Raw genomic sequence first — 22553 nt, 5'->3', positions numbered from 1 at the left:
CGGATATGGGAACGAGCCACGCCGTCGAAGCCGACGTGGTGGTGTGCGGCGGCGGCGTCGCGGGCACCATGGCCGCGGTGGCGGCGGCACGGCAGGGCGCCTCGGTGGTGCTGGTCGAGCGCTACGGCTTCCTGGGCGGCAATGCGACGGCCGGCGCGGTGGCGCAGTTCAACAGCTGGCAGACCGGCAATGGTCGCAAGGTGGTGGCGGGTCTTGCCGACGAGGTGGTCGAGCGGCTGCGGCGCTACGGCGGAGCCCGTGAGCACGACCGCTTCGTGATGTCCACCGGGCACCACATGGACCGCGTCGAGTACGAGCCCGAGGTGCTCAAGCTGGTGCTCGACGACATGGTGGCCGAGGCCGGCGTGCGGCCGCTGCTGCATGCCAGCCTGCTCGACGTGCAATGCGAAGGACGGCGCGTCGCCGGCCTGCGCGTGCTCACCAAGGGCGGCGTGCTGGCCGTGCGACCGGGCGTGCTGGTCGATGCCTCGGGCGACATGGATGCGCTGAAGCAGGCGGGCGCGCGCTTTCTCGAACTCGGCGGCGGCGAGGCGCTGCAGCCCGCCACGATGATGTTCCGCTTTGGCCCCATCGACTTCGGGCGCTTTGGCGCGTTGTCGAAGACGGAGCTGGCCGAACTGGCAGCCAGGGGTTATGCGCAGGGCGGGCTTGCGCGGGCCGCGCTGCACTCCAGCCGGGTTCCGCATTCGGACGATGCCTGGTTCAACATCAGCCGCCTGGCCATCGACGCCACCGATCCCATGGCGCTCGGCGGCGCCGAGATCGAAGGGCGGCGGCAGGCCTGGAAGGCGTCGGCCTTCCTCTCGGCCTCGGTGCCCGGTTGCGCAAACGGCCGGCTGCGCGCCTTCGGCACGCAGGTGGGCGTGCGCGAGACGCGGCGGGTGGAGGGCGACCATGTGCTCACGGCTGCCGAACTGCTGGAGCCGGTGCAGTTCGCCGATGCCATCGCGGCGGGCGCCTACCCGATCGACATCCACCCGGCACAGGGCGGCTCGCTGCACTACGTGCCGATGGACGACGACCATGCCTACCAGATCCCTTACCGCAGCCTGATTCCGGGCGCGCTCGACAACGCGCTGGGCGTGGGGCGCGGCATCTCTGCCAGCCACGAGGCGCTGGCAGCCATCCGGGTCATGACGATCTCGATGGCGGTGGGGCATGCGGCCGGCATCGCCGCGGCCATGGCCGCGAAGGCGGCCGGCGAGGGCATGGGCGCGCAGGTACGCGCGGTTGCGGTGCCGGCGCTGCGCGAGGCACTGCTGCGCGGCGGCGCGGTGCTGGCCTAGGCGTGCAAGCTTTCAGGTGCTCAGAGCCAGTTGCCGCTCTGCGGCATCTGCACCTTCTCGGCGGGGTCGCTGCCCGTGACCAGCGAGCCGATGACGATGCTCAGCAACGAGATGAAGATGCTCGCGAACAGCGCGGTCCAGAAGCCCGACACCCTGAAGCCCTTCACCAGCGCGGCCACCAGCAGGATCATCAGCGCGTTGATGACCAGCAGGAAGAGCCCGAAGGTCACCAGCGTCAGCGGCAGCGTGAGCACGATCAGCAAGGGCTTGACGATCGCGTTGGCCAGGCCCAGCAGCAGGGCGGAGACGATCAGCGCGCCGGTGCTGTCGAACTTGAGCCCGCGAAAGAGATGGCTCGCGACCCACAGCGAGATGCCGGTGATGGCCCAGTGGACGAGGAATGGAGTCAGGTTGTTCAGCATGGAGTCGATGGTGTGTGGCAGCAGACGCAGAGCTTGTTGCCGTCAGGGTCGCGAAAGTAGGCGCCATAGTAGTCGGCGTGATAGTGCGGCCTGAGGCCGGGCGGGCCTTCGCAGGTGCCGCCCTGCGCCAGCGCGATGGCATGGACGCGGTCCACCGTGGCGCGGTCGGCGGCCATCAGCGCCACCATCTGGCCGTTGCCGGGGGAGGCGGCCTGTTCGTCGTACGGGGTACCCACCAGGAAGAGCGGGCGGGGTGTGTCCGGGCTTTGCCAGCCGGCCCATGGCTTCCCGTCGTCGCGGAACCTCAGCTTCAGGCCGAGTTCGCCCATGAGCGCCGAATAGAAGGAGAAGGCGCGTTCGAAGTCGTTCGCACCGATGTAGACGTGGGACAGCATGCGACTTAATTCTTCCTGGTTACCACATCAATTGTTGACCTGATTCTCGATTGTTACCCCAAGAAACACTGGCGGACTGGCCGTTAAGATCGCCGGCTTATGGCCAATGCGTCGATCGCCAGCATGACCCCCGCCCCGGCTTCGGCCGACGAAGCCGAATCGTGGGTACGCGGCGAGCTCATCCGCAGCCTGATGCGCTCGGCGAAGGGCTCGTATTTCGTTTCGGCCGCGCTGATGCCTGCCATGGTCGGCCTGAACTGGGCCTACGTGCCGCACTGGGAACTGCTCATCTGGCTCATGGCCGGCCTGATCGCAACCGCCTGCCGCGCCTGGGGCGCGCGGGTCTATGCGATCCGCTATGCCGGGCGCAGCGCGGCGGCGCAGCAGCAGTTCACCGAGCGCTACGGCTTCGTCTGGAGCACCAGCGCGGTGGTGTGGGGGCTGTCGGTACTGCTGTTCTTCGAGCGTACGCCGCAGGTCAACCAGTTCATGAGCTGGCTCATCGTGGCCGGCGTGGGCACTTTTCCGCTCAACGGGCTGGCGCTGCATCCGCCGCTGCTCAAGCGCTACGTCAACACGCTGTTCATCACGATGCTGGCTGCGGTGTTGCTGCGGCTGGTGTCCATCACGCTGCAGCATCCGCAGTTCCAGTACGGCTACCTGATGCCCATCCTGCCGATCCTGCACTGGTTCCTGCTGCTGAGGGCCGGGCGGCACATCCACGAGACGGCGCGCAACAGCCTGGAGCTGCTGTTCCACAACCACATCCTGATCAAGTCGCTGACCCAGCAGCGGCAGGCGGCGGTGTCGGCCGTGGCCATGAAGAACCGCTTCCTGGCCAGCGCCGCGCACGACATGCGCCAGCCGGTGCTGGCGCTTTCGCTGTACGCCGACTGGCTTCGCAACGAGCCCGAGCTGGTGCTGGAGCTCGCGCCGAAGATCGTGCGCGCCACGCACGCGGTGAATGCGTTGTTCGACTCGATGTTCGATCTGGCCCGCATCGATTCGGGCCAGGTGCGCCTGCACGTCGAGCGGGTCGACGTGCCCGAGCTGCTGCACGACCTGGAGTTGCAATACCGCCCCGTGGCCGAGAGCCGCGGCCTGGATTTCCGAGTGCACACATGCGAGGGCTCGTTCCTGACCGACCCCATCCGCGTGCGCCGCATGATCGGCAACCTGCTTGCCAACGCGATCAAGTACACGACCGAAGGTGGCGTGCTGCTGGCCGCACGGCAGACGCGCGACGGCCTGCGCGTGGAGGTGTGGGACACCGGCATCGGCATCGCGCCCGAGCATCTGCGCGACGTGTTCCTGGAGTTCTACAAGGTGGCGGACCATGCCGGCACCTCAGACGGCTTCGGCCTCGGCCTGGCCATCGTCGCGCGGCTGTCGCACGTGCTGGGGCACCCGGTGAGCGTGCGCTCGCGGCTGGGCAGCGGGAGCGTGTTCCGCGTGGCGCTGCACGATGCGGACGAGGCTGTGGCGCAGGCACGGGTGACGGCCTCCGGCGGTTGAGCTGGTCGCGGGCCTGCCTGCCTGCACATTTCCGCGTACTCTGCGCTCTCGAGTTCCGACGACCCCCGACGGCATAGGGGAGCTTTGGATACTTTCGGTAACGTCGCCTACGATCCCCGTCGCATCTCGCGATGCCTCCAGAACCACGATTCTGTGAGCTGGAGAATTATTTCTATTCGGGTGGGGGGATCAAATAGATATGAAGAGACAAGTCAAGCACGTCTTGGCGAGCAGTGCTGCGCTCGTGTTGCTGAGCGCATGCGGAGGCGAAGGCGGTGGTTCATCGGGAGGCGGCCTCTTGTTTCCGGTACCAGCTCCGGCCCCGGCGCCATCACCAGCGCCAGCGGCAGGCGATCCGGTTGCGGTGATTACGGCGCCTTCCAGCGGGACGCTGGGCCAGGTTTTCACCCTCGATGGCATCACGAGCGCCGTGGCGAGCGGCAAGACCAAGACATACCGTTGGGAAATGAGGTCCAAGCCTGCCACGAGCCGGGCGGCGCTCTCGGATTCGGGCAGTGTGAAACCATTCTTTCTGCTGGATGTCGCGGGTGACTACATCGTTCGCCTGATCGTGAACGATGGGGAGCGAGACAGCGTGCCGGTGGATTTGACTATCACGGCGGTGGTGCCTGCGTCTACGGGGCCGGTGCTGAAGTTCGCGCTTGTCGAGACGACTGCGGCACCGGATTCACCCAAGCTCGCCAGTCTGCAGGTGTGCGATGCGTACCGGCTCGACAGCCACCTTGCCGATTTCTGGACTGCAGGGTTGAATGCCTCGAACTGCAATTCGGGCCTGGGCCTTCCTCCCGATTTCCAGTATCAATACCGAAGCACAGGCTTTCTGTCGGTGACCGGTCCGGGGTTGTTCCCCGGCCCATTGGGAGAACACAGCACCGTCGCGGCCGGCGCATTTCCCGCGGACTTGCCCGCCACGCCGATCAGCATGAGCTACGAGGTCGCGGCCAACATTGCAGGGCTGGCCCGCACATCCATCGGAAAGGCCGGCGGAACCTCGCTCGACTATGTGGTTCCCGGGTACAGGATGAACGCTCCATCGGGCGGCCCGGGCCCCAAGGCCACGTACCGTATCGCTGGAGCCGTGGCTCCGAGGAATGCGCCTCAAGGCTGGGAGGCTGTCGTCGAAACCACTGTGAAGATCGACGTGTCGGCGTACACCGCCTCGGTGCTGACCACGAAATTCAATGTGTACACGAAGAAGTTCAGCGCGGACTTTTCCGAAGACGTCGCTGTCGAACTCAATCCCTCAGCTTATCCAGAGTTCGCTGGAGATCAGGCGCGCTACGACGTGAGCGTGTCTCATCAGGTGGCCTACAAGAGAAAGCCCAATTGATGGCGCTGCGCGCTTGAAGGCAAAAAAGAACCGCGCATCAGGCGCGGTTCTTTTCTTGGGCTGGCGTTGCCGAAGCAGTTGGCCTTTTCTCAGCCCGACAGCAAGCCGTTCGTGCGCGCGTAATGCAGCGCCTGCGTCCGGCTCTTCACCCCTAGCCTGCGGAACAGTCGCCACAGGTGAACCTTCACCGTGTGCTCGCTGATCTCCAGGTCGGTGGCGATGTCGCGGTTGCTCATGCCCTTGTCGAGCATGGCGATCAGCTGCGTCTGGCGCTTCGAGAGCTTGCCGCTGTTGGCGGCCGGCAGCTCGTCGGCTTCGTCTTCCGAGCCGGCCATCAGCAGGCCGCGCAGGGCCGCCGCCAGCTCGTTGGAGCTGGCCGACTTCTCGATGTAGGTGTCAGCACCGGCTTCGATGCAGGCGTCTTCCATGTCGGCGGATGGTGCCGCCGAATAGACGGCGATCGGCACGTTCGGATAGACCTGCTTGACCGCGATCACGCCCGACACGCCGTTGGTGTCCGGGAGCTTCAGGTCCAGGCAGAAGAGCGTGGGTGCACCACGCTGCTGCACGGAGCCTGCGAGCTTGTCGAGGCGCTCGAGCTCGACGATGTTCTCGGCCGGGCGCAATCGCCGCAAGACCATCACGATCGCGTCGCGCATCAGGGGGTGGTCATCGATGACATAAATGCTCATGTTTTCTTCCTTTGTGATCGCACCGTCTTCTCTCGTCATGCTCACCGGCGGATAGCCGATGGGCGTTGCCGGATCAACTCCCGCTGGTTGTGCCGGGTGTCGTTTCCGTCAGTGCCTCAAGCGCCTCTTCGACGGCGCGTATTCTTTCTGTACCGATGGGTTCCAGCTGGTCGGCCAGCGTGGCCAATGCTTCGCCGCGCTGCGCCTGCAGGATTGCGATGGTACGGCCCGCTTCCTGCGGCGACGCGAATCCACGGCTTTGCAGCAGGGTTTCGCCGCGTGCATCCAACAGCTTGAAATAGAAAAGCCCGTCCGCCTTCTCGCGGTACTGCTTGAAACTGGGCTTCGCGACCTTGGCCGCCTTGGCGGCGCCCTTGTCCTTGCCGGCCGCGAGATTGCGCAGGCCGACCGCGTGGCGCAGGCTGGCCATGAAGGGCTTCGACAGGGCCTGCGCCTTCTCGGCGCCGATGAGCAGCGTGCGTTCGATCTGCGCCGGGTCGTTCATGAGCGCCTCGTAGCGCGCGCGCAGCGGCGCCACCTCGAGGTCGATGCGCTCGAACAGCAGCTGCTTGGCCTCGCCCCAGCCGATGCCGTCGGCATACGCCTTGCGCAGCGACTCGGTTTCCTCGGCGCTGGCAAAGGCCTGGTAGATCTGGAAGAGCGCCGAGCCCTCGGTGTCCTTGGGCTCGCCGGGAGCGCGCGAGTCGGTCACGATGCTGGAGATCTGCTTGTGCAGCTGCGCGCGCGGCGCGAACAGCGGGATCGTGTTGCCGTAGCTCTTGCTCATCTTGCGGCCGTCGAGGCCGGGCAGGGTGGCCACGGCGTCGTCGATCTCGGCCTCGGGCAGCGTGAAGTGATCGCCGTACAGGTGGTTGAAGCGCTGCGCCATGTCGCGCGCCATCTCGATGTGCTGCACCTGGTCGCGGCCCACGGGCACCTTGTGGGCGTTGAACATCAGGATGTCGGCGCCCATGAGCACCGGGTACATGAAGAGGCCGGCCGTCACGTCGGCGTCGGGTTCTTCTCCCTTGGCCACGTTCTTGTCGAGCTGCGCCTTGTAGGCGTGCGCGCGGTTGAGCACGCCCTTGCCGGTGACGCAGGTGAGGAACCAGGTCAGCTCGGGGATCTCGACGATGTCCGACTGGCGGTAGAAGGTGACGCGCTCGGGGTCGAGGCCGCAGGCCAGCCAGCTGGCGGCGATCTCGAGGGTGGAGCGCTGGATCAGTGCCGGCTCCTGCACCTTGATGAGCGCGTGGTAGTCGGCCAGGAAGAAGAAGCTCTGCACACCGGGGGCGACGCTTTGCCGCACCGAATGGCGGATCGAGCCGACGTAGTTGCCGAGGTGCGGCGTGCCCGAGGGCGTGATGCCGGTCAGGACGCGCAGGGGAGCTTGGGAAGACGAAGCCATGGAACGACGAAGAATTACTTAAAGCAGCAGTGCCTTGAGCGGGGTGATCAGCAGGTTGATGACGAAGTAGCCCACGTCCATGAGCGGTCGCAGCCAGTATGTGCTGACGACGCCCGCGATGACGAGGCCCATCACGATGAAAAAGCCGTATGGCTCGATGCGCGCCAGGAACATCTGGGCCTGGCCGCTGGGAAGAAGACCGGCCAGCACGCGGCCACCGTCGAGCGGGGGCAGCGGGAACAGGTTGAAGGCCCACATCACGAGGTTGACCAGGATGCCGCCCTGCGCCATCTGAATGAAAAAGTTCTTGCTGTCGAAGCCTGCCGCGACCAGCACCACCAGCAACAGCGCCCACAGGATTGCCTGGATGAAATTGGAGACCGGCCCGGCCAGCGCCACCCAGACCATGTCGCGCTTCGGATGGCGCAGCCGCCCGAAGTTGACCGGCACCGGCTTGGCATAGCCGAACAGGAATGCACCCGAGGTCGCGAAGTACAGCATCAGCGGCATCAGGATGGTCCCGATGGGGTCGATGTGCTTCATGGGGTTGAGCGTGACGCGTCCCATGACCGCGGCCGTGTTGTCGCCGAAGTGGCGCGCCACGTAGCCATGCGCTGCCTCGTGCACCGTGATCGCGAAGATCACGGGCAACGCGTAGATCAGTACGGTCTGTATGAGATTGGAAATATCCACTGGGCGATTGTGTCAGACGGGAGTGGTTCTCAGCCCCGATTTCAGAGGCCCAGCACGGCCAGCGCGCCGCGCCCCTGGCGCACCACGACGGGGTCGTCGCCCGTGCCCATGGGCGTGAGGTCGACCACGGTGGTGGGCTGCGAAGGGCAGGCGCCGGCATCGATGACCGCGGCGATCTGCTTCTCGAAGCGCTCGCGGATGGTCTGCGCGTCGTTCAGCGCTTCGGTTTCGCCGGGCGCGATCAGCGTGGTGGCCAGCAGCGGCGCGCCGTGCAGCGACAGCAGCTCCAGCAGCACCTTGTGGTCGGGCACGCGCAGGCCGATGGTCTTGCGCTGCGGATGGCTCACGCGGCGCGGCACCTCCTTGGTGGCTTCGAGCAGGAAGGTGTAGGGGCCGGGCGTGGCCGCCTTCAGCAGGCGGTATTGCTTGTTGTCGACGCGCGCGTAGTTGGCCAGTTCGCTCAGGTCGCGGCACAGCAGCGTGAGATGGTGCTTCTCGTCGACCTGGCGGATGCGGCGCAACTGGTCGACCGCGTCCTTGTCGTCGAGGTGGCAGGCCAGCGCGTAGCTGGAGTCGGTGGGCACGGCCACGATGTCGCCGCGCTCCAGCAGCGTGACGGCCTGCTTCAGCAGGCGCTGCTGCGGGTTCTCTGGATGGACTTCGAAATACTGGGCCATGATGAAGAAGAGTTCCGGGTCAGGATTCGGCGGGTTCGATCGGCACGCGGCGCTCGCGCACCGCGAGCCAGGCACCGGCCGCGCCGCAGACCGCGATCATCGCCATGCCGATGAGCGAGACACGGTCGGGCACGTGGGAAAAGACCAGCCAGCCGCCGAGCATGGCGAACGCGATCTGCGCATACAGATATGGCGTGAGCGTGGACGCCGGCGCGCGCTGGTAGGCCAGGATCAGCATGAAGTGCCCCACCGTGCCCATGAAGCCCATGAGGCACAGCAGCGCCCACCATTCCCACGAGGGCAGCGAGGCCCACACGAAGGGAACCACCAGCGAGACGAGCAGGGTGCCCACCCAGCCGGTGTAGAAGTGCATCGTCAGCGGCTTCTCGGTCTGCGCCAGCTTGCTTGTGAGCACCTGGAACCAGGCGTTGCTCAGCACCAGCCCCAGCGGCAGCAGGATGGCCCAGCTGAACGCCCCGCCGCCCGGCCGCAGGATCACCAGCGTGCCGACGAAGCCGCCCGCCACCAGCGACCAGCGCAGCGGCGACACGTGTTCCTTGAGCGTGGTGGCCGCCAGCAGCGTGATCACCAGAGGCGCGATCAGCACGATCGACGTGAACTCGGCCAGCGGCATGTAGCGCAGGCTCAGGAAGGCGAAGATGCTCGACGCCAGCAGCAGCGCCCCGCGCAGCGCCTGGTAGCGCGGATGCTGCGTGCGCAGCAGCGCGGTGCCATGCAGCGGCAGCAGCACCAGCGTGGTCGCCACCGCCTGGAAGGCATAGCGGAACCACACGCCCATGAGAATCGGCACGCCGAGGGTGGAGTACTTGGTGGCGGTGTCGAGCGTCGCGAAGCAGGCCACGGCCAGGATCACGAGGCCGATGCCGGCGAGGATGCGTTCCGACTCCTTGGCGAGGCTGCGCTGCTGTGCCGCGCGTGCGCTCGCCAGCGCAACGGTCGCCGCGCTCTCGGGGCCGGTCCCGGGGTTCTGGCTCACTGCTGGATGCGGTCGCCGAGCAGCTCCCACACGGGAGTGAGCGCGCCGGGCAACGGCGGCAGCTTGCCGAGATCGCAGTGGCTCTCGTCGGGGCTGTGGAAATCGCTGCCGCGCGAGGCGGCGAAATCGAACTCGAGCGCCTTGTCGGCGTACTCGACGAACTCTGCAGGCGTGTGGCTGCCGGTGACGACCTCGATCGCCTGGCCGCCATGCGCCTTGAACTCGAGGAACAGCGCGTACTCCTCGTTGGCCGTGAACTTGTAGCGGCCCGGGTGCGCGATCACGGCCATGCCCTTGGCAGCCGTGATCCAGTGCACCGCGTCCTTCAGCGTGGCCCAGCGGTGCGGCACGTAGCCGGGCTTGCCTTCGGTGAGGAACTTGCGGAACACCTCGGGCGTGTCGCGGCAGTGGCCCTGCTCGACGAGGAAGCGCGCGAAGTGCGTGCGCGAGATGAGTTCGGGGTTGCCGACGAACCTGAGCGCACCTTCGTACGCGCCGTGGATGCCGACCTTGGCCAGCCCCTCGGACATTTCCTGTGCGCGCTTGCCGCGGCCGCCGCGCGTGTCGTAGAGGCCCTGCGAGATGGCTGCGTCGTCGGCGTCGAAGCCCAGTCCGACGATGTGCACCGTTTCGCCGGCGAAGGTCACCGAGATCTCGGTGCCGGTGAGATAGCGCATGCCGTTGGCGCGGGCAGCGGCGGCGGCGCGGTGCTGCCCGCCGATCTCGTCGTGGTCGGTGAGGGCCCAGAGTTCGACGCCGTTGGCGGCCGCGCGCACGGCCAGTTCTTCGGGCGTCAGCGTGCCGTCGGAGACCACGGAGTGGCAGTGGAGATCGGCATTGAGAATGGAGGACACCCCCGCATTCTATGGGGTCTGGAACACCGTTGCGGCCCCATGGATGCTGCGCGAAACGCTACTAAATAAATAGCATTACTGCGCCGCTGCATGCGGCTCAGCGCTTCTTGCGAAAAGCCGCCCAAGCCGCCACCGCGGTGAAGCTGATCACGATGCCGACCACGATCCAGAAGCCGTGCTTGTGCTCCGCCAGCGGAATGCCGCCCACGTTCATGCCGAACAGGCCGGCCAGGATGTTGATTGGCAGCGCCAGCACCGTGACCACCGTCAGCACGAACAGGCTGCGGTTGTTGTCCTCGTTGACGTTGGCTGCGATCTCTTCCTGCAGCAGCTTGATGCGCTCCTGAAGCGCCTGCATGTCGCGCAGCACCACAGAGAACTCCTCGGTCGAGCCGCGCAACGCCTGCGCGTCGGGCTCGGACATCCACGTCGGAGGCCCCTGCAGCAGCCGGAACAGCGCGGCCGGCTCGGGTGCCAGCAGCCGCTGCAGCCGCACCAACAGACGGCGCAGCACGCCGAGCCGCGCGCGCTTGTGGTCGAGGCGGCCGGCCAGCAACTCGTCCTCGATACGGTCGATGCGCGAGGTGACGCCGCGCACGATCTTCACCAGCACGTCGGCCTGCGCGCGCAGCAGGTGCTCGAGCAGTTCCGTGCTCGAGCGCGGCGCGTCGCCCGCCTTCACGGCCGTGCGCAGCGCGTCCACCGAGCGCAGCGGCTTGGTGCGCGCCGTGACCACGAGGCGCGGGCCGACGCTGATCCACAGCGTTGAGATGTCCGAGGGCTCGAAGCTGAACTCGAAGTGCACGTCGTTGATGACGGCGATCAGCGAGTCGTCGTCGCGCTCGATGCGCGTGGAGGGCAGTCCTTCGTGCAGCGTCTCGTAGAAGGTGTCGGAGAGATTCGCGTGCCGCACCAGCCAGCGCTCGGCGTGCGCATGGCTCAGGTTGAAGTGCAGCCAGACGTAGGCGGGGTTTTCCTCGCTGCCGTCTTCGCAGCCGTGGAGGTCTTCGCGATTCGTACTGCCGGTTGCGGCGTCGCGATGTTCGGCCAGCCAGGCGGCCGCCTGCGCCGAGTCGATGGCTCGCGCAGGCTCCGGCGCCCGGGCGTCGAACAGGTAGCCGGAGATCAGCCCGGCTTCGTCGCCTCCGTAGGACTGGGCGGCGAGATCATGGAATGCCGACAAGATAGTAGAGACTAGATACGCGAGATCAGAAGATGCGGGTGAACAGCCAGTAGAGCGACCCCGACAGCAGCATCGCCACCGGCAGCGTCAGCACCCAGGCCATCGCCAGATTGCGCAGCGTGGACATCTGCAGGCCCGAGCCGCTGGCCGTCATGGTGCCGGCCACGCCGGACGAGAGCACGTGCGTGGTCGACACCGGCAGCCCGTACATGTCGGCCGCGCCGATGGTGACCATGGCCACCACCTCGGCCGAGGCGCCCTGCGCGTAGCTCAGGTGCGTCTTGCCGATCTTTTCGCCCACGGTGACCACGATGCGCTTCCAGCCGATCATCGTGCCCAGGCCCAGCGCGATGGCCACCGCGACCTTGACCCACAGCGGGATGAAGCGGGTGGCGCTGTCCAGCTCCTGGCGGAAGGTGCCGATGCGCAGCTTCGCTTCCTCGTCGAACTTTGCCGCGCCGCTCTTGTCGAGGTGGCGGATCGCTTCGGAGGCCAGGTACATGTCGTTGCGCACGTTGGCGACGGCATCCGCCGGGACGCTGGCCAGCGAGCCGTGCTGGCGCACCTGCTGGCCGATGCTGCCGGAGATCACGGCCAGCGCAGGCACCACGGAAGGAGCGAACTCGCGGGTGCGCACATAGGTAGAGAGCGTGTCGCGCGCGGCCGCCGGCTCCATGGCGGGCAGCGAGGTCGGCACGCTGCGGTTCAGCGCGTTCTGCGCCATCTCGGCGACGGCCACGAACTTCACTGTCTCGTTGGCGGGCATTGCGCGGTTCAGCGCATAGGCCATCGGCACCGTGCCAACGAGGATCAGCATGATCAGGCCCATGCCCTTTTGCCCGTCGTTCGAGCCGTGCGCGAACGAGACGCCCGTGCAGGTGAGGATCAACAGGCCGCGGATCCACCACGGCGGCGGTTCGCTGCCCTTGGGCTCTTCATAGAGTGCGCGGTTCTTCACGAAGGCGCGCAGGGCCAGCAGCAGCAGGGCGGCGCAGCCGAAGCCGACCATCGGCGACAGCAGCAGCGAATAGCCCACCTTGGTGGCTTGCGCCCAGTCGACGCCGCTGGTGCCGTCGCGGCCGTGCATGAGCGCGTTGGCCACGCCCACGCCGATGATCGATCCGATCAGCGTGTGCGACGACGAAGCAGGCAGCCCCAGCCACCAGGTGCCCAGGTTCCAGATGATGGCCGCGATCAGCAGCGCGAACACCATCGCGAAGCCGGCGCCCGAGCCCACCTGGAGGATGAGCTCCACCGGCAGCAGCGCGATGATGCCGAAGGCCACCGCGCCGCTGGACACCATCACGCCCAGGAAGTTGAAGAAGCCCGACCACACCACCGCGAAGTTGGGTGGCAGCGAATGGGTGTAGATGACGGTGGCTACGGCGTTGGCCGTGTCGTGGAAGCCGTTGACGAACTCGAAGCCCAGCGCAATCAGCAGCGCCACGCCCAGAAGCATGTAGGGCACCCAGGTAGTGACAGGCGCCCCGGATGCAGTGACGTCGCCCACCAGGCTCCAGGCCGTGAAGAGCAGGCCGGCGGCCAGCAGCCCCACGAAGGTGATCAGCGTGAGCGGACCGGGTTTGGCGTCGAGCTTCGGCCGTTGCGCGGCAGGCGCCGACGGCAACTCGGCATGCGGGGCTGCAAGCGTGTTCATGGGCGATTCTGGGGTGTTGGAATGGCTTCAGATGGTGTTCGCGGCATGTGACAACTCCGTGTCAACAGGCTGAAAACCGTCACGCAGCCGTCATATGGGGCGAGCAGCATGCTTTTTTCCGCCTCTTCACTCCCTCTTACTTCCTCCTTCTGCACGACCATGCTGACGAGCGCACTTCCCGACCACGAAGACCTGATGCAACGCATCGCCCGCGACCTGATCGACAGCTACGACGAAGAACTCGAGCTGGAAATCGAAGACCGCAACATCGACGGCCTCGACCCCGCCTCGGCCGCAACGCCCACCTCCGCCGACAAGGCGGCCCGCCAGGCCTATTTCAAGGAACTGTTCCGCCTGCAGGGCGAGCTGGTCAAGCTGCAGGACTGGGTGCAGCACAGCAGGCAGAAGGTGGTCATCCTGTTCGAAGGCCGCGACGCGGCGGGCAAGGGCGGGGTCATCAAGCGCATCACCCAGCGCCTGAATCCGCGCGTGGCCCGCGTGGCGGCGCTGCCGGCACCCAACGACCGCGAGCGCACGCAGTGGTACTTCCAGCGCTACGTGGCGCACCTGCCGGCGGCCGGCGAGATGGTGCTGTTCGACCGCAGCTGGTACAACCGCGCCGGCGTCGAGCGCGTCATGGGCTTCTGCACTGACGACGAGTACGAGGAGTTCTTCCGCACCGTGCCCGAGTTCGAGAAGATGCTCGCGCGATCGGGCATCAAGCTCATCAAGTACTGGTTCTCCATCACCGACGACGAGCAGCACATGCGCTTCCTCGGCCGCATCCACGACCCGCTCAAGCAGTGGAAGCTGAGCCCCATGGACCTGGAAAGCCGCCGCCGCTGGGAGGAATACACCAAGGCGAAGGAAACCATGCTCGAGCGCACCCACATCCCCGAGGCTCCGTGGTGGGTGGTGCAGGCGGTCGACAAGAAGAAGGCGCGGCTGAACTGCATCAGCCACCTGCTGGGTCAGCTGCCCTACAACGAAGTGCCGCACCCGCCGGTCGAGCTCCCCGAGCGCGTGCGCCATGCCGACTACCTGCGCCAGCCGGTTCCGGCCAGCATGATCGTCCCGGAGATCTACTGACCCCCAGGCTTCGCGCACTGCGTGTCGCTTCTCCTTCCCCCTTGCAGGGGGCAACACCAGCGGCCCGGCCGAGCCGGTTCCGCGGTGTTCCCGGGTTGGGCTGCTGTTTGGTTTGAGGGCGCTTTGCCTTCACACTGCACGCCATGGTCCGTCGCTCCACCGCTTCCGTCTTTGCCCGCGCCTACGAGCGCAACCTGAAGGCGTTGACCCGGCTCACGCTGAGCAACAGCAAGAGGGTTGCCGGGCAGGTTCAGCGCGCCACCGCCAAGCGGCTCAAGCCCCCGCCCGGCAGGGGCGACTGGCTCAGCGGCATGGCCGTGGGGCCAGGTGGGGCGCGCGGCTATCACCTGTTCCGGCCGGCCGGGCTGGAGCTCCAGCCGGGCGAGCGGCTACCGCTCATGGTCATGCTGCACGGCTGCGGCCAGACCGGGCGTGACTTCGCCGCGAGCACCCGCATGAACGCGCTGGCCGTGCGCAAGCGCTTCCTGGTGCTCTATCCCGAGCAGGACCGGCTCGCCCACCCGCAGGGCTGCTGGAACTGGTACGAGCGTCGCTCCGGCAAGGCCGATGCCGAGGCCGCGACGCTGATGGCGGCCATCGACCAGGCCTGCCTGCTCTATCCCATCGACCGCGACCGCATGGCGCTGGCCGGTCTCTCGGCCGGCGCGGGCATGGCGGCCTTGCTGGCCACGCGCTATCCGAACCGCTTCCGCGCCGTCGTGATGCATTCGGGCGTGGCGCCCGGCGCGGCGAAGTCGTCGGTCACGGCCCTCGGCGCGATGCGCGGGGAACACGTCCCGCCGATGCCCACCACGGCGGTCGGCAAGGCGATGGGCGCCGCGGCAGTCTTCACCACCTTGCCGCCGATGCTGGTGCTGCACGGCGACGCCGACGCGGTGGTCGCGCCGAGCAATGCCGTCAGCAGCGCCGCGGTGTGGGCCACGGCGCTGGGCGCGCGGCCCGGACTGCCGCGCGACATGCAGCGCGGCAAGCGACGCGCGATGCGCGTGACCGACTTCAAGCGCAAGGGCCGCACGCTCGTCACGCTGTGCGAGATCGCGGGGCTGGGCCACTCGTGGAGCGGTGGCGCGCCGCAGCAGCTGTTCAGCGATCCCGAAGGGCCCGATGCCACGCGCATGAGCTGGGCCTTCGCCGACGCACAGTTCAGGAACGTCGTGAAGGCCTGAGCCGGGGCGCACTGCGGAAATCCGCCGTCCGGGCATCGCGATGACCTCCGAGGTCATTGCCGCCGCGTCGCCCGGCCCGAACACTCGAGCCCATCATGACGCAGACGAACACCGCTGCCTCGGCAGCATCGCTTTCTCCAACGGCCGGCCACAGCACGGGCGCGACCGGCAAGCCCGGCCGGCTGGGCCTGTGGGTCATGCTCAGCGGCACCTTCCTGGTGGTGATGGACTTCTTCATCGTCAACGTCGCGCTGCCGTCGATGCAGCGCGAACTGCAAGCGAGCGCGGGCACCCTGCAACTGGTGGTGGCCGGCTACGGCCTGGCCATGGCGGCGGGCCTTGTCACCGGCGGGCGGCTCGGCGACATCTTCGGGCGCAGGCGGATGTTTATGCTCGGCCTGCTGCTCTTCGCGCTGGCTTCCGCCGCCTGCGGCTTCGCGCCGACCGCCGAACTGCTGGTGGCCGCGCGCGTGCTGCAGGGGCTGGCCGGTGCGCTGCTGCAACCGCAGGTGCTGGCGATGATCGGCCTGGCCTACACCGGCGAAGACCGCGCGCGAGCCTTCGCGGCCTACGGGCTCGCCCTAGGGCTTGCCGCCACGCTGGGCCAGCTCGTGGGCGGGCTGCTGATCCATGCCGATCTGGCGGGGCAGGGCTGGCGCAGCTGCTTCCTCATCAACGTGCCGATCGGCCTGCTCGCGTTCGTGCTGGCGCCGCGCGTCATCCCGCCTCTCGCGAACAACGGCAGGAGCAGCCTCGATCCGGCCGGCATGCTGCTGGTGGCCCTGAGCTCGGTGGCCGTGGTGCTTCCCTTGGTGGAAGGTCGCGAGCAGGGTTGGCCGATGTGGAGCTGGCTGTGCCTTGCCGCGGCGCTGCCGCTGCTCGCAGCCTTTGCATTCCAGCAGCGCAGGCTCGCCGCACTAGGCGGTGCGCCGCTCGTGGCACCGGTGCTGCTCGCCAACGGACGCTTCGTCACGGGCCTGCTCACCACGCTGGCCTTCTACGTGGGCAATGCCTCGCTGTATTTCGTGCTCGCGCTGTACCTGCAGCAGGGCCTGGGGCTCGACCCGCTCAGCTCGGGCATCGTCTTCACCTCGCTGGCGGTGGGTTTCTTCGCGACCTCCATCGCGGGCGCGCGCCTCACGCGGCGCTTCGGCGGCAAGCCGCCCATCGCGCTCGGTGCGCTGGTGCTGGCGGCGGGGCATGCGCTGCAGTTCGTCAACGTTGCCGGATGGGCCGGGCATTCGCATGTCGTGGCGTGGATGGTGCCGCTGCTGTTCGTGCAGGGCGCCGGGCTCGGCATGGTGATGGCGCCGCTGGTGTCCACCGTGCTGGCCGGCCTGCCGCCGCAGCATGCGGGCGTGGCCTCGGGTGTGATGTCGATGGTGCAGCAGGCGAGCAATGCGCTGGGCGTGGCGCTGATCGGCATCCTCTTCTACGGGCGGCTGGGCCACGCGCCCGATGTGGCGGGATATGCAGCTGCGTTCGGGGCGGCGTTGCTGTACCTGACGGTGTCGGCGCTGCTCGTGGCGGCGCTGCACCGGCGTGGGAGCCTGCAGGCTTGAACTGAAGCGCGGCGGGTGGCCGTGCCAAACTCTCCCGTCCGCAAGACAGGACAGACATGGCCACCGATCTGCAGCAACTGACCCAGGCCCTGCGCGACTTCGCCGAAGCCCGCGACTGGGAGCAGTTCCACTCCCCCAAGAACCTGGCCTCGGCCCTTTCGGTCGAAGCCGCCGAGCTGCTCGAACATTTCCAGTGGCTCACCGAAGCTCAGAGCCGCGACGTGCCGGCCGACAAGCGCGCCGAGATCGGCACGGAGATCGCCGACGTCTTCCTCTACCTGCTGCAGCTCGCCGACAAGCTCGGCATCGATCTGATGGAAGCCGCAAGAAGCAAGATGCTCGTCAACGCCCGCAAGTACCCCGCGCCACCCGCCTGAGTACCTTCCGTGTACGCCACCCGGCGTATTTCCCCTTTGTGGTGCATTCCGCAGACTCCCTCCCACGCCAGCAAGCGCTGTCGAAAAGGTTCAACCAACCCGGAGCAGGAGTCCACATGCAACGTCGTTTCACACTCAAGGCGCTCACCGCCGCCGTCGCGCTGGCCAGCATTTCTGCTGCGCCCGCATTTGCCGCCGACACCATCAAGGTCGGCGTGCTGCACTCGCTGTCGGGCACGATGGCGATCTCGGAAACCGTGCTGAAAGACACGGTGCTGATGGCCATCGACGACATCAACAAGAAGGGCGGCGTGCTGGGCAAGCAGCTCGAGCCCGTGGTGGTCGACCCCGCTTCCAACTGGCCCCTGTTCGCCGAGAAGACCAAGCAGCTGCTCGGCCAGGACAAGGTGTCGGTGATCTTCGGCTGCTGGACCTCGGTGTCGCGCAAGTCGGTGCTGCCGGTGGTCGAGGAAATGAACGGCCTGCTGTTCTACCCCGTGCAGTACGAGGGTGAAGAGCTTTCGAAGAACGTCTTCTACACGGGCGCAGCGCCCAACCAGCAGGCCATTCCGGCCGTCGACTACCTGATGAGCAAGGAAGGCGGCGGCGCCAAGCGCTGGGTGCTGCTGGGTACCGACTACGTCTACCCCCGCACCACCAACAAGATCCTGCGCGCCTACCTCAAGAGCAAGGGCGTGAAGGACGCCGACATCGACGAGAAGTACACCCCCTTCGGCCACAGCGACTACCAGACCATCGTCGCCGACATCAAGAAGTTCTCGGCCGGCGGCAAGACCGCGGTGGTGTCGACCATCAACGGCGACTCCAACGTGCCCTTCTACAAGGAACTCGGCAACGCCGGCCTGAAGGCCAAGGACGTGCCCGTGGTCGCCTTCTCGGTCGGCGAAGAAGAGCTGCGCGGCGTGGACACCAAGCCGCTGGTGGGTCACCTGGCCGCATGGAACTACTTCATGTCGATCAAGAACCCGACCAACACCGCCTTCATCAAGCAGTGGAGCGACTACGCCAAGGCCAAGAACATCGCCGGCCACAAGGACAAGCCGCTCACCAACGATCCGATGGAAGCCACCTGGATCGGCATCCACATGTGGAAGCAGGCGGTCGAGAAGGCCAAGTCGACGGACACCGACAAGGTGATCGCCGCCATGGCCGGTCAGACCTTCACGGCGCCCTCGGGCATCGTGTCGAAGATGGACGAGAAGAACCATCACCTGCACAAGAGCGTGTTCATCGGCGAGATCAAGGCCGATGGCCAGTTCAACGTGGTGTGGAAGACGCCGGGTCCGGTGAAGGCCAAGCCGTGGAGCCCGTACATCGAAGGCAACGACAAGAAGCCGGACTACCCCGCTGGCAAGTCGATGTAACTGGGCTCGCCCCCAGGCTGCGCGCACTTCGTGTCGCTTCGCCTTCCCCCTACCGGGGGGCAACACCTGAGGCCCGGCAGAGCCGGTTCCTCGGTGTTCCTGAATGAGAGAAACGCTGTGCATTTCTTATTGCGCCCAATCTGTTACTGCGCGACGGCGCTGTTGCTCCTGGCGGCAGCGCCTGTTCACGCGCTGACCGCCGACGAAGCCCGGGCCATCGCCTCCGGCGACTCCGAAGCCCGCATCGCCGCGCTCAACAAGGCCGTGCTCACGGCCGACGACAAGACCGCCGCCTTCATCCAGGCCATGTCCGACGACGCGGTCAAGTACACCGAGGACAAGGTCTTCGTGATGAAGGACGACAAGGGCTACGACCCCGTCACCGGTGCCGAGCTGAAGGTGCCCGACACCGCCGAGGACGTCGTCAACAACAACCTCATGCGCGGCGCGCTCGATGCCGCGCAGGCCGCGCTCAAGCTCACGAGCAAGGACGACGCCGTGCGCGCCGAAGCCGCGCAGGCGCTCTTCAAGGAGCCCGACGAGTCGCGCGTGCCCATGGTCGAGAAGGCGCTGGCCGCCGAGACCAACCCGAAGATCAAGGCGCAGCTCGAGCTGGTGCGCGCCGCCAGCATGCTCAACAGCGCCGACAAGGCAAAGCGCCTCGCGGCCGCGAAGGAGCTGGGCAACAACCGCAACCCCGACACCAAGCTGCTGCTCAACCAGCGCCTGGCCGACGAGACCGAGGCGGACGTCAAGGCCGCCATCGTCGCTTCCATCGCCAGCATCGACGGCGCGCTGGTCTGGGGCGATCGCATCAACGCCGTGTTCAGCGGCGTCAGCCTGGGCTCGGTGCTGCTGCTGGCTGCGCTGGGCCTGGCCATCACCTACGGGCTGATGGGCGTGATCAACATGGCGCACGGCGAGCTGATGATGATCGGCGCCTACGCCACCTACGTGATGCAGGGCATCTTCCAGAAGTACATGCCCGAGGCTGCGTTCGGCTGGTACCTGGTGGCCGCCATTCCGGTCTCGTTCATGGCATCGGCGCTCGTGGGCGCGGTGCTGGAGCGCGGCGTGATCCGCTTCCTCTACGGCCGCCCGCTCGAGACGCTGCTGGCGACCTGGGGCATCAGCCTGATGCTGCAGCAGCTGGTGCGCTCCATCTTCGGCGCGCAGAACGTCGGCGTTGAAAACCCCGGCTGGATGAGCGGCGGCTTCACCATGTTGAGCAACGTCACGCTGCCGTGGAACCGCATCTGCATCATCGTCTTCGCGGCTCTGGTGCTGCTGGCAATGGGCTGGCTCATCGGCCGCACGCGGCTGGGCCTGTTCGTGCGCGGCGTCACGCAGAACCGCCCGATCGCCTCGTGCATGGGCGTGAACACTGCGCGCATCGACACCTACGCCTTCGCGCTCGGCTCGGGCATCGCGGGCCTGGCCGGCTGCGCGCTGAGCCAGATCGGTAACGTCGGCCCCGACCTGGGCCAGAGCTACATCGTCGACAGCTTCATGGTCGTCGTGATGGGCGGCGTTGGCCAGCTTGCGGGCACCGTGTACGCGGCGCTGGGGCTGGGCATTCTCAACAAGTTCATCGAAGGCTGGGCGGGCGCGGTGCTCGCGAAGATCGCGGTGCTTGTCTTCATCATCATCTTCATCCAGAAGCGGCCCCAGGGCATCTTCGCAATGAAAGGCCGGAGCGCCGAGGCATGAGCAAGGTCGTACTTCCAACCAAGGGGCCGCTCTTGAGCGGCAAGGGCTGGACGGCCTTCTTCGTCGCGCTGATCGTTGTGTGCGCCGTGGCGCCCGTCCTCAACATGTGGGTGCCCGTGGACAGCCCGCTGCACATGAGCGACTACGCGGTGGCGCTGGTCGGCAAGATCATGTGCTACGCCATCTGCGCGCTGGCCATGGACCTGATCTGGGGCTACACCGGCATCCTCTCGCTGGGCCACGGCCTCTTCTTCGCGCTGGGCGGCTACATGATGGGCATGTACCTCATGCGCCAGATCGGCCGCGACGGCAACTACAAGAGCGACCTGCCCGACTTCATGGTGTTCCTCGACTGGAAGACGCTGCCCTGGCACTGGACCTTCAGCGACAGCTTCATCGCCACGCTGATATTGATCGTCGCGGTGCCGGGCCTCATCGCCTTCGTGTTCGGCTTCTTCGCTTTCCGCTCGCGCATCAAGGGCGTGTACTTCTCGATCATCACGCAGGCCATGACCTTCGCGGCCATGCTGCTGTTCTTCCGCAACGAGACGGGCTTCGGCGGCAACAACGGCTTCACCGACTTCAAGCGCATCCTGGGCATCCCGATCGCAACGCAGGAAATGCGCATGACGCTCTTTGCGCTCACGGGCGCAACGCTGCTGGGCTTCTTCCTGTTCGCGAAGTGGCTCATCGGCAGCAAGTTCGGCCGCGTGCTGCAGGCCATCCGCGACGCCGAAACGCGCGTGATGTTCTCGGGCTACAACCCGCTGCCCTACAAGCTCACGATCTGGGTGATCTCTGCCGTCATGTGCGGCGTGGCCGGCGCGCTGTATGTGCCGCAGGTCGGCATCATCAATCCGGGCGAGATGAGCGCGGCCAACTCCATCGAGATCGCCATCTGGGCTGCGGTGGGCGGGCGAGCCACGCTGATCGGGCCGATCATCGGCGCCTTCATCGTCAACGGCGCGAAGAGCTGGCTTACCGTGGCCTATCCGGAGTACTGGCTGTACTTCCTGGGCGCCTTGTTCATTGCTGTCACGCTGTTCCTCCCGAACGGCATCGTGGGGCTGGTGCGCAAGTGGTTGTCGAGGGAGAAAAAGAAGACCACGCCACCGGAGCCCGTGCAGGATGCGCGCCGCGCGGTTGCTGCAGAGCAGGGTGTCGAGCCCGATGCGCTGGCCTCGCTGCCGGTGGACGCGAAGGGAGCACGCGCATGACACCGGATCTTATGGAAGCCGGCGCCGAGCGCGCCGCACGCGCCAGCGGCATCCACTACGTGAGTGGCAGCACCGAGTCGGGCGGACGCGCCGCCGACTTCGGCCGCCACGTCACGCCGGGCGAGGTCGACGTCACGCACGGCCGCATCCTCTACCTCGAAGATGTGAGCGTGAGCTTCGACGGCTTCAAGGCCATCAACAAGTTGTCGCTCGACATCGCGCCGGGCGAGCTGCGCTGCATCATCGGCCCCAACGGTGCGGGCAAGACGACGATGATGGACATCATCACCGGCAAGACCCGGCCCGACGAGGGCACCGTGTTCTTCGGCAGCACCATCGATCTGCTGCGCCACCGCGAGGCAGAGATTGCGCAGCTGGGCATCGGCCGCAAGTTCCAGAAGCCGACAGTGTTCGAGCACCTGACCGTGTTCGAGAATCTCGAGCTCGCGCTGAAGACCGACAAGGGCGTGCGCTCGTCGATGCTCTTTCGGCTCGACTCGGCGCAGAGCGACCGCCTGGCCGAGGTGCTGGAGACCATCCACCTCGCCGACAGCGTCTCGCGCCTCGCGGGCAACCTGAGCCACGGCCAGAAGCAGTGGCTCGAGATCGGCATGCTGCTGATGCAGGACCCGAAGCTGCTGCTGCTCGACGAGCCCGTGGCCGGCATGACCGACGAAGAGACTGCGCGCACCGCGGAGCTGTTCCTCTCGCTCAAGGGCAAGCACTCGCTGATGGTGGTGGAGCACGACATGAGCTTCATCCGGACCATCTCCGAGATCGTCACCGTGCTGTGCGATGGCTCCGTGCTGGCGCAGGGCACGCTCGACGAGGTGCAGGCCGACGAGCGCGTGATCGAGGTCTACCTGGGCCGCTGA

The 22553-nt window shown here is 66.8% G+C and carries 21 protein-coding genes; 11 read left to right on the top strand and 10 right to left on the bottom strand.

Annotation, left to right across the window (positions count from 1 at the left end; genetic code table 11):
* Positions 1–5 precede the first annotated feature (5 nt).
* Positions 6–1307, top strand: coding sequence for an FAD-dependent oxidoreductase (locus EJO71_RS02505; protein ID WP_240651242.1), 1302 nt, complete (start codon positions 6–8; stop codon positions 1305–1307).
* A gap of 20 nt (positions 1308–1327) precedes the next feature.
* Here the strand turns inward: EJO71_RS02505 and EJO71_RS02500 are convergent, their stop codons facing one another.
* Positions 1328–1729, bottom strand: coding sequence for a phage holin family protein (locus EJO71_RS02500; RefSeq protein ID WP_125946957.1), 402 nt, complete (start codon positions 1727–1729; stop codon positions 1328–1330).
* Entirely contained in the window at positions 1723–2124 is a 402-nt protein-coding gene (locus EJO71_RS02495; protein WP_125946958.1) for a VOC family protein, read from the bottom strand. The genes EJO71_RS02500 and EJO71_RS02495 overlap by 7 nt, the downstream gene beginning before the upstream one ends.
* Before the next feature lie 123 nt (positions 2125–2247).
* Between EJO71_RS02495 and EJO71_RS02490 the strand changes: the two genes are divergently transcribed.
* A complete protein-coding gene (locus tag EJO71_RS02490; RefSeq protein ID WP_240651243.1) occupies positions 2248–3639 on the top strand; it encodes a HAMP domain-containing sensor histidine kinase in 1392 nt (463 codons plus the stop codon).
* A 199-nt stretch (positions 3640–3838) separates the two neighbouring features.
* Entirely contained in the window at positions 3839–4990 is a 1152-nt protein-coding gene (locus EJO71_RS02485) for a hypothetical protein (RefSeq protein WP_125946960.1), read from the top strand.
* Positions 4991–5079: 89 nt separating this feature from the next.
* Here the strand turns inward: EJO71_RS02485 and EJO71_RS02480 are convergent, their stop codons facing one another.
* From EJO71_RS02480 to EJO71_RS02445, 8 genes are all read right to left on the bottom strand, one after another.
* The gene (locus tag EJO71_RS02480) at positions 5080–5682 is read right to left on the bottom strand and encodes a response regulator transcription factor (protein ID WP_125946961.1); all 603 of its coding nucleotides are present in this window, start codon (positions 5680–5682) and stop codon (positions 5080–5082) included.
* Between the two features lie 73 nt (positions 5683–5755).
* Positions 5756–7090, bottom strand: coding sequence for a tryptophan--tRNA ligase (locus EJO71_RS02475; protein WP_125946962.1), 1335 nt, complete (start codon positions 7088–7090; stop codon positions 5756–5758).
* Between the two features lie 18 nt (positions 7091–7108).
* Positions 7109–7783, bottom strand: coding sequence for a site-2 protease family protein (locus tag EJO71_RS02470; protein WP_125946963.1), 675 nt, complete (start codon positions 7781–7783; stop codon positions 7109–7111).
* A gap of 41 nt (positions 7784–7824) precedes the next feature.
* Positions 7825–8460, bottom strand: a complete 636-nt coding sequence (locus EJO71_RS02465) for an L-threonylcarbamoyladenylate synthase (protein ID WP_125946964.1) — start codon at positions 8458–8460, stop codon at positions 7825–7827.
* Positions 8461–8479: 19 nt separating this feature from the next.
* Positions 8480–9457, bottom strand: coding sequence for a DMT family transporter (locus EJO71_RS02460; RefSeq protein ID WP_125946965.1), 978 nt, complete (start codon positions 9455–9457; stop codon positions 8480–8482).
* Positions 9454–10311: a 3',5'-nucleoside bisphosphate phosphatase gene (locus tag EJO71_RS02455; protein WP_125946966.1), complete on the bottom strand. Its 858-nt coding sequence runs from the start codon at positions 10309–10311 to the stop codon at positions 9454–9456. The genes EJO71_RS02460 and EJO71_RS02455 overlap by 4 nt, the downstream gene beginning before the upstream one ends.
* Positions 10312–10408: 97 nt before the next feature.
* Positions 10409–11494, bottom strand: coding sequence for a transporter (locus EJO71_RS02450; RefSeq protein WP_125946967.1), 1086 nt, complete (start codon positions 11492–11494; stop codon positions 10409–10411).
* Between the two features lie 25 nt (positions 11495–11519).
* Positions 11520–13151, bottom strand: a complete 1632-nt coding sequence (locus EJO71_RS02445) for an inorganic phosphate transporter (RefSeq protein WP_125946968.1) — start codon at positions 13149–13151, stop codon at positions 11520–11522.
* 159 nt (positions 13152–13310) lie between these two features.
* On the opposite strand from EJO71_RS02445, the gene ppk2 reads away from it, so the two are divergent.
* From ppk2 to urtD, 8 genes are all read left to right on the top strand, one after another.
* Complete coding sequence (gene ppk2 / locus EJO71_RS02440) at positions 13311–14240, top strand: polyphosphate kinase 2 (RefSeq protein WP_125946969.1); 930 nt, start codon at positions 13311–13313, stop codon at positions 14238–14240.
* Positions 14241–14383: 143 nt separating this feature from the next.
* Positions 14384–15427 (top strand): PHB depolymerase family esterase, encoded by a 1044-nt coding sequence (locus EJO71_RS02430; RefSeq protein WP_125946970.1) that lies wholly within the window; start codon positions 14384–14386, stop codon positions 15425–15427.
* Between the two features lie 95 nt (positions 15428–15522).
* Positions 15523–16989 carry an MFS transporter gene (locus tag EJO71_RS02425; protein ID WP_125946971.1) on the top strand — a complete coding sequence of 489 codons (1467 nt, stop codon included), beginning with the start codon at positions 15523–15525 and terminating at the stop codon, positions 16987–16989.
* 56 nt (positions 16990–17045) lie between these two features.
* On the top strand, positions 17046–17366 hold the full coding sequence (locus EJO71_RS02420; RefSeq protein ID WP_125946972.1) for a nucleotide pyrophosphohydrolase: 321 nt from the start codon (positions 17046–17048) through the stop codon (positions 17364–17366).
* Between the two features lie 116 nt (positions 17367–17482).
* The gene (gene urtA, locus EJO71_RS02415) at positions 17483–18751 is read left to right on the top strand and encodes an urea ABC transporter substrate-binding protein (protein WP_125946973.1); all 1269 of its coding nucleotides are present in this window, start codon (positions 17483–17485) and stop codon (positions 18749–18751) included.
* A gap of 162 nt (positions 18752–18913) precedes the next feature.
* A complete protein-coding gene (urtB, locus tag EJO71_RS02410; RefSeq protein ID WP_125947413.1) occupies positions 18914–20461 on the top strand; it encodes an urea ABC transporter permease subunit UrtB in 1548 nt (515 codons plus the stop codon).
* A complete protein-coding gene (gene urtC / locus EJO71_RS02405) occupies positions 20458–21678 on the top strand; it encodes an urea ABC transporter permease subunit UrtC (RefSeq protein ID WP_125946974.1) in 1221 nt (406 codons plus the stop codon). Before urtB ends, urtC begins: the two co-directional genes overlap by 4 nt.
* Positions 21675–22553 carry an urea ABC transporter ATP-binding protein UrtD gene (gene urtD, locus EJO71_RS02400; RefSeq protein ID WP_093301977.1) on the top strand — a complete coding sequence of 293 codons (879 nt, stop codon included), beginning with the start codon at positions 21675–21677 and terminating at the stop codon, positions 22551–22553. The genes urtC and urtD overlap by 4 nt, the downstream gene beginning before the upstream one ends.

This window comes from Variovorax sp. 679 (assembly GCF_003952185.1).
Classification (GTDB): Bacteria; Pseudomonadota; Gammaproteobacteria; order Burkholderiales; family Burkholderiaceae_C; genus Variovorax.
Note: the sequence above shows the minus strand (reverse complement) of the source record. Positions and strands in the feature narration are given on the sequence as shown.

Coding starts and splice junctions, on each gene's coding strand:
- EJO71_RS02505 (WP_240651242.1), top strand. CDS start 6: ATGGGAACGAGCCACGCCGTCGAAGCCGACGTGGTGGTGTGCGGCGGC.
- EJO71_RS02500 (WP_125946957.1), bottom strand. CDS start 1,729: ATGCTGAACAACCTGACTCCATTCCTCGTCCACTGGGCCATCACCGGC.
- EJO71_RS02495 (WP_125946958.1), bottom strand. CDS start 2,124: ATGCTGTCCCACGTCTACATCGGTGCGAACGACTTCGAACGCGCCTTC.
- EJO71_RS02490 (WP_240651243.1), top strand. CDS start 2,248: ATGACCCCCGCCCCGGCTTCGGCCGACGAAGCCGAATCGTGGGTACGC.
- EJO71_RS02485 (WP_125946960.1), top strand. CDS start 3,839: ATGAAGAGACAAGTCAAGCACGTCTTGGCGAGCAGTGCTGCGCTCGTG.
- EJO71_RS02480 (WP_125946961.1), bottom strand. CDS start 5,682: ATGAGCATTTATGTCATCGATGACCACCCCCTGATGCGCGACGCGATC.
- EJO71_RS02475 (WP_125946962.1), bottom strand. CDS start 7,090: ATGGCTTCGTCTTCCCAAGCTCCCCTGCGCGTCCTGACCGGCATCACG.
- EJO71_RS02465 (WP_125946964.1), bottom strand. CDS start 8,460: ATGGCCCAGTATTTCGAAGTCCATCCAGAGAACCCGCAGCAGCGCCTG.
- EJO71_RS02445 (WP_125946968.1), bottom strand. CDS start 13,151: ATGAACACGCTTGCAGCCCCGCATGCCGAGTTGCCGTCGGCGCCTGCC.
- ppk2 (WP_125946969.1), top strand. CDS start 13,311: ATGCTGACGAGCGCACTTCCCGACCACGAAGACCTGATGCAACGCATC.
- EJO71_RS02430 (WP_125946970.1), top strand. CDS start 14,384: ATGGTCCGTCGCTCCACCGCTTCCGTCTTTGCCCGCGCCTACGAGCGC.
- EJO71_RS02425 (WP_125946971.1), top strand. CDS start 15,523: ATGACGCAGACGAACACCGCTGCCTCGGCAGCATCGCTTTCTCCAACG.
- EJO71_RS02420 (WP_125946972.1), top strand. CDS start 17,046: ATGGCCACCGATCTGCAGCAACTGACCCAGGCCCTGCGCGACTTCGCC.
- urtA (WP_125946973.1), top strand. CDS start 17,483: ATGCAACGTCGTTTCACACTCAAGGCGCTCACCGCCGCCGTCGCGCTG.
- urtC (WP_125946974.1), top strand. CDS start 20,458: ATGAGCAAGGTCGTACTTCCAACCAAGGGGCCGCTCTTGAGCGGCAAG.
- urtD (WP_093301977.1), top strand. CDS start 21,675: ATGACACCGGATCTTATGGAAGCCGGCGCCGAGCGCGCCGCACGCGCC.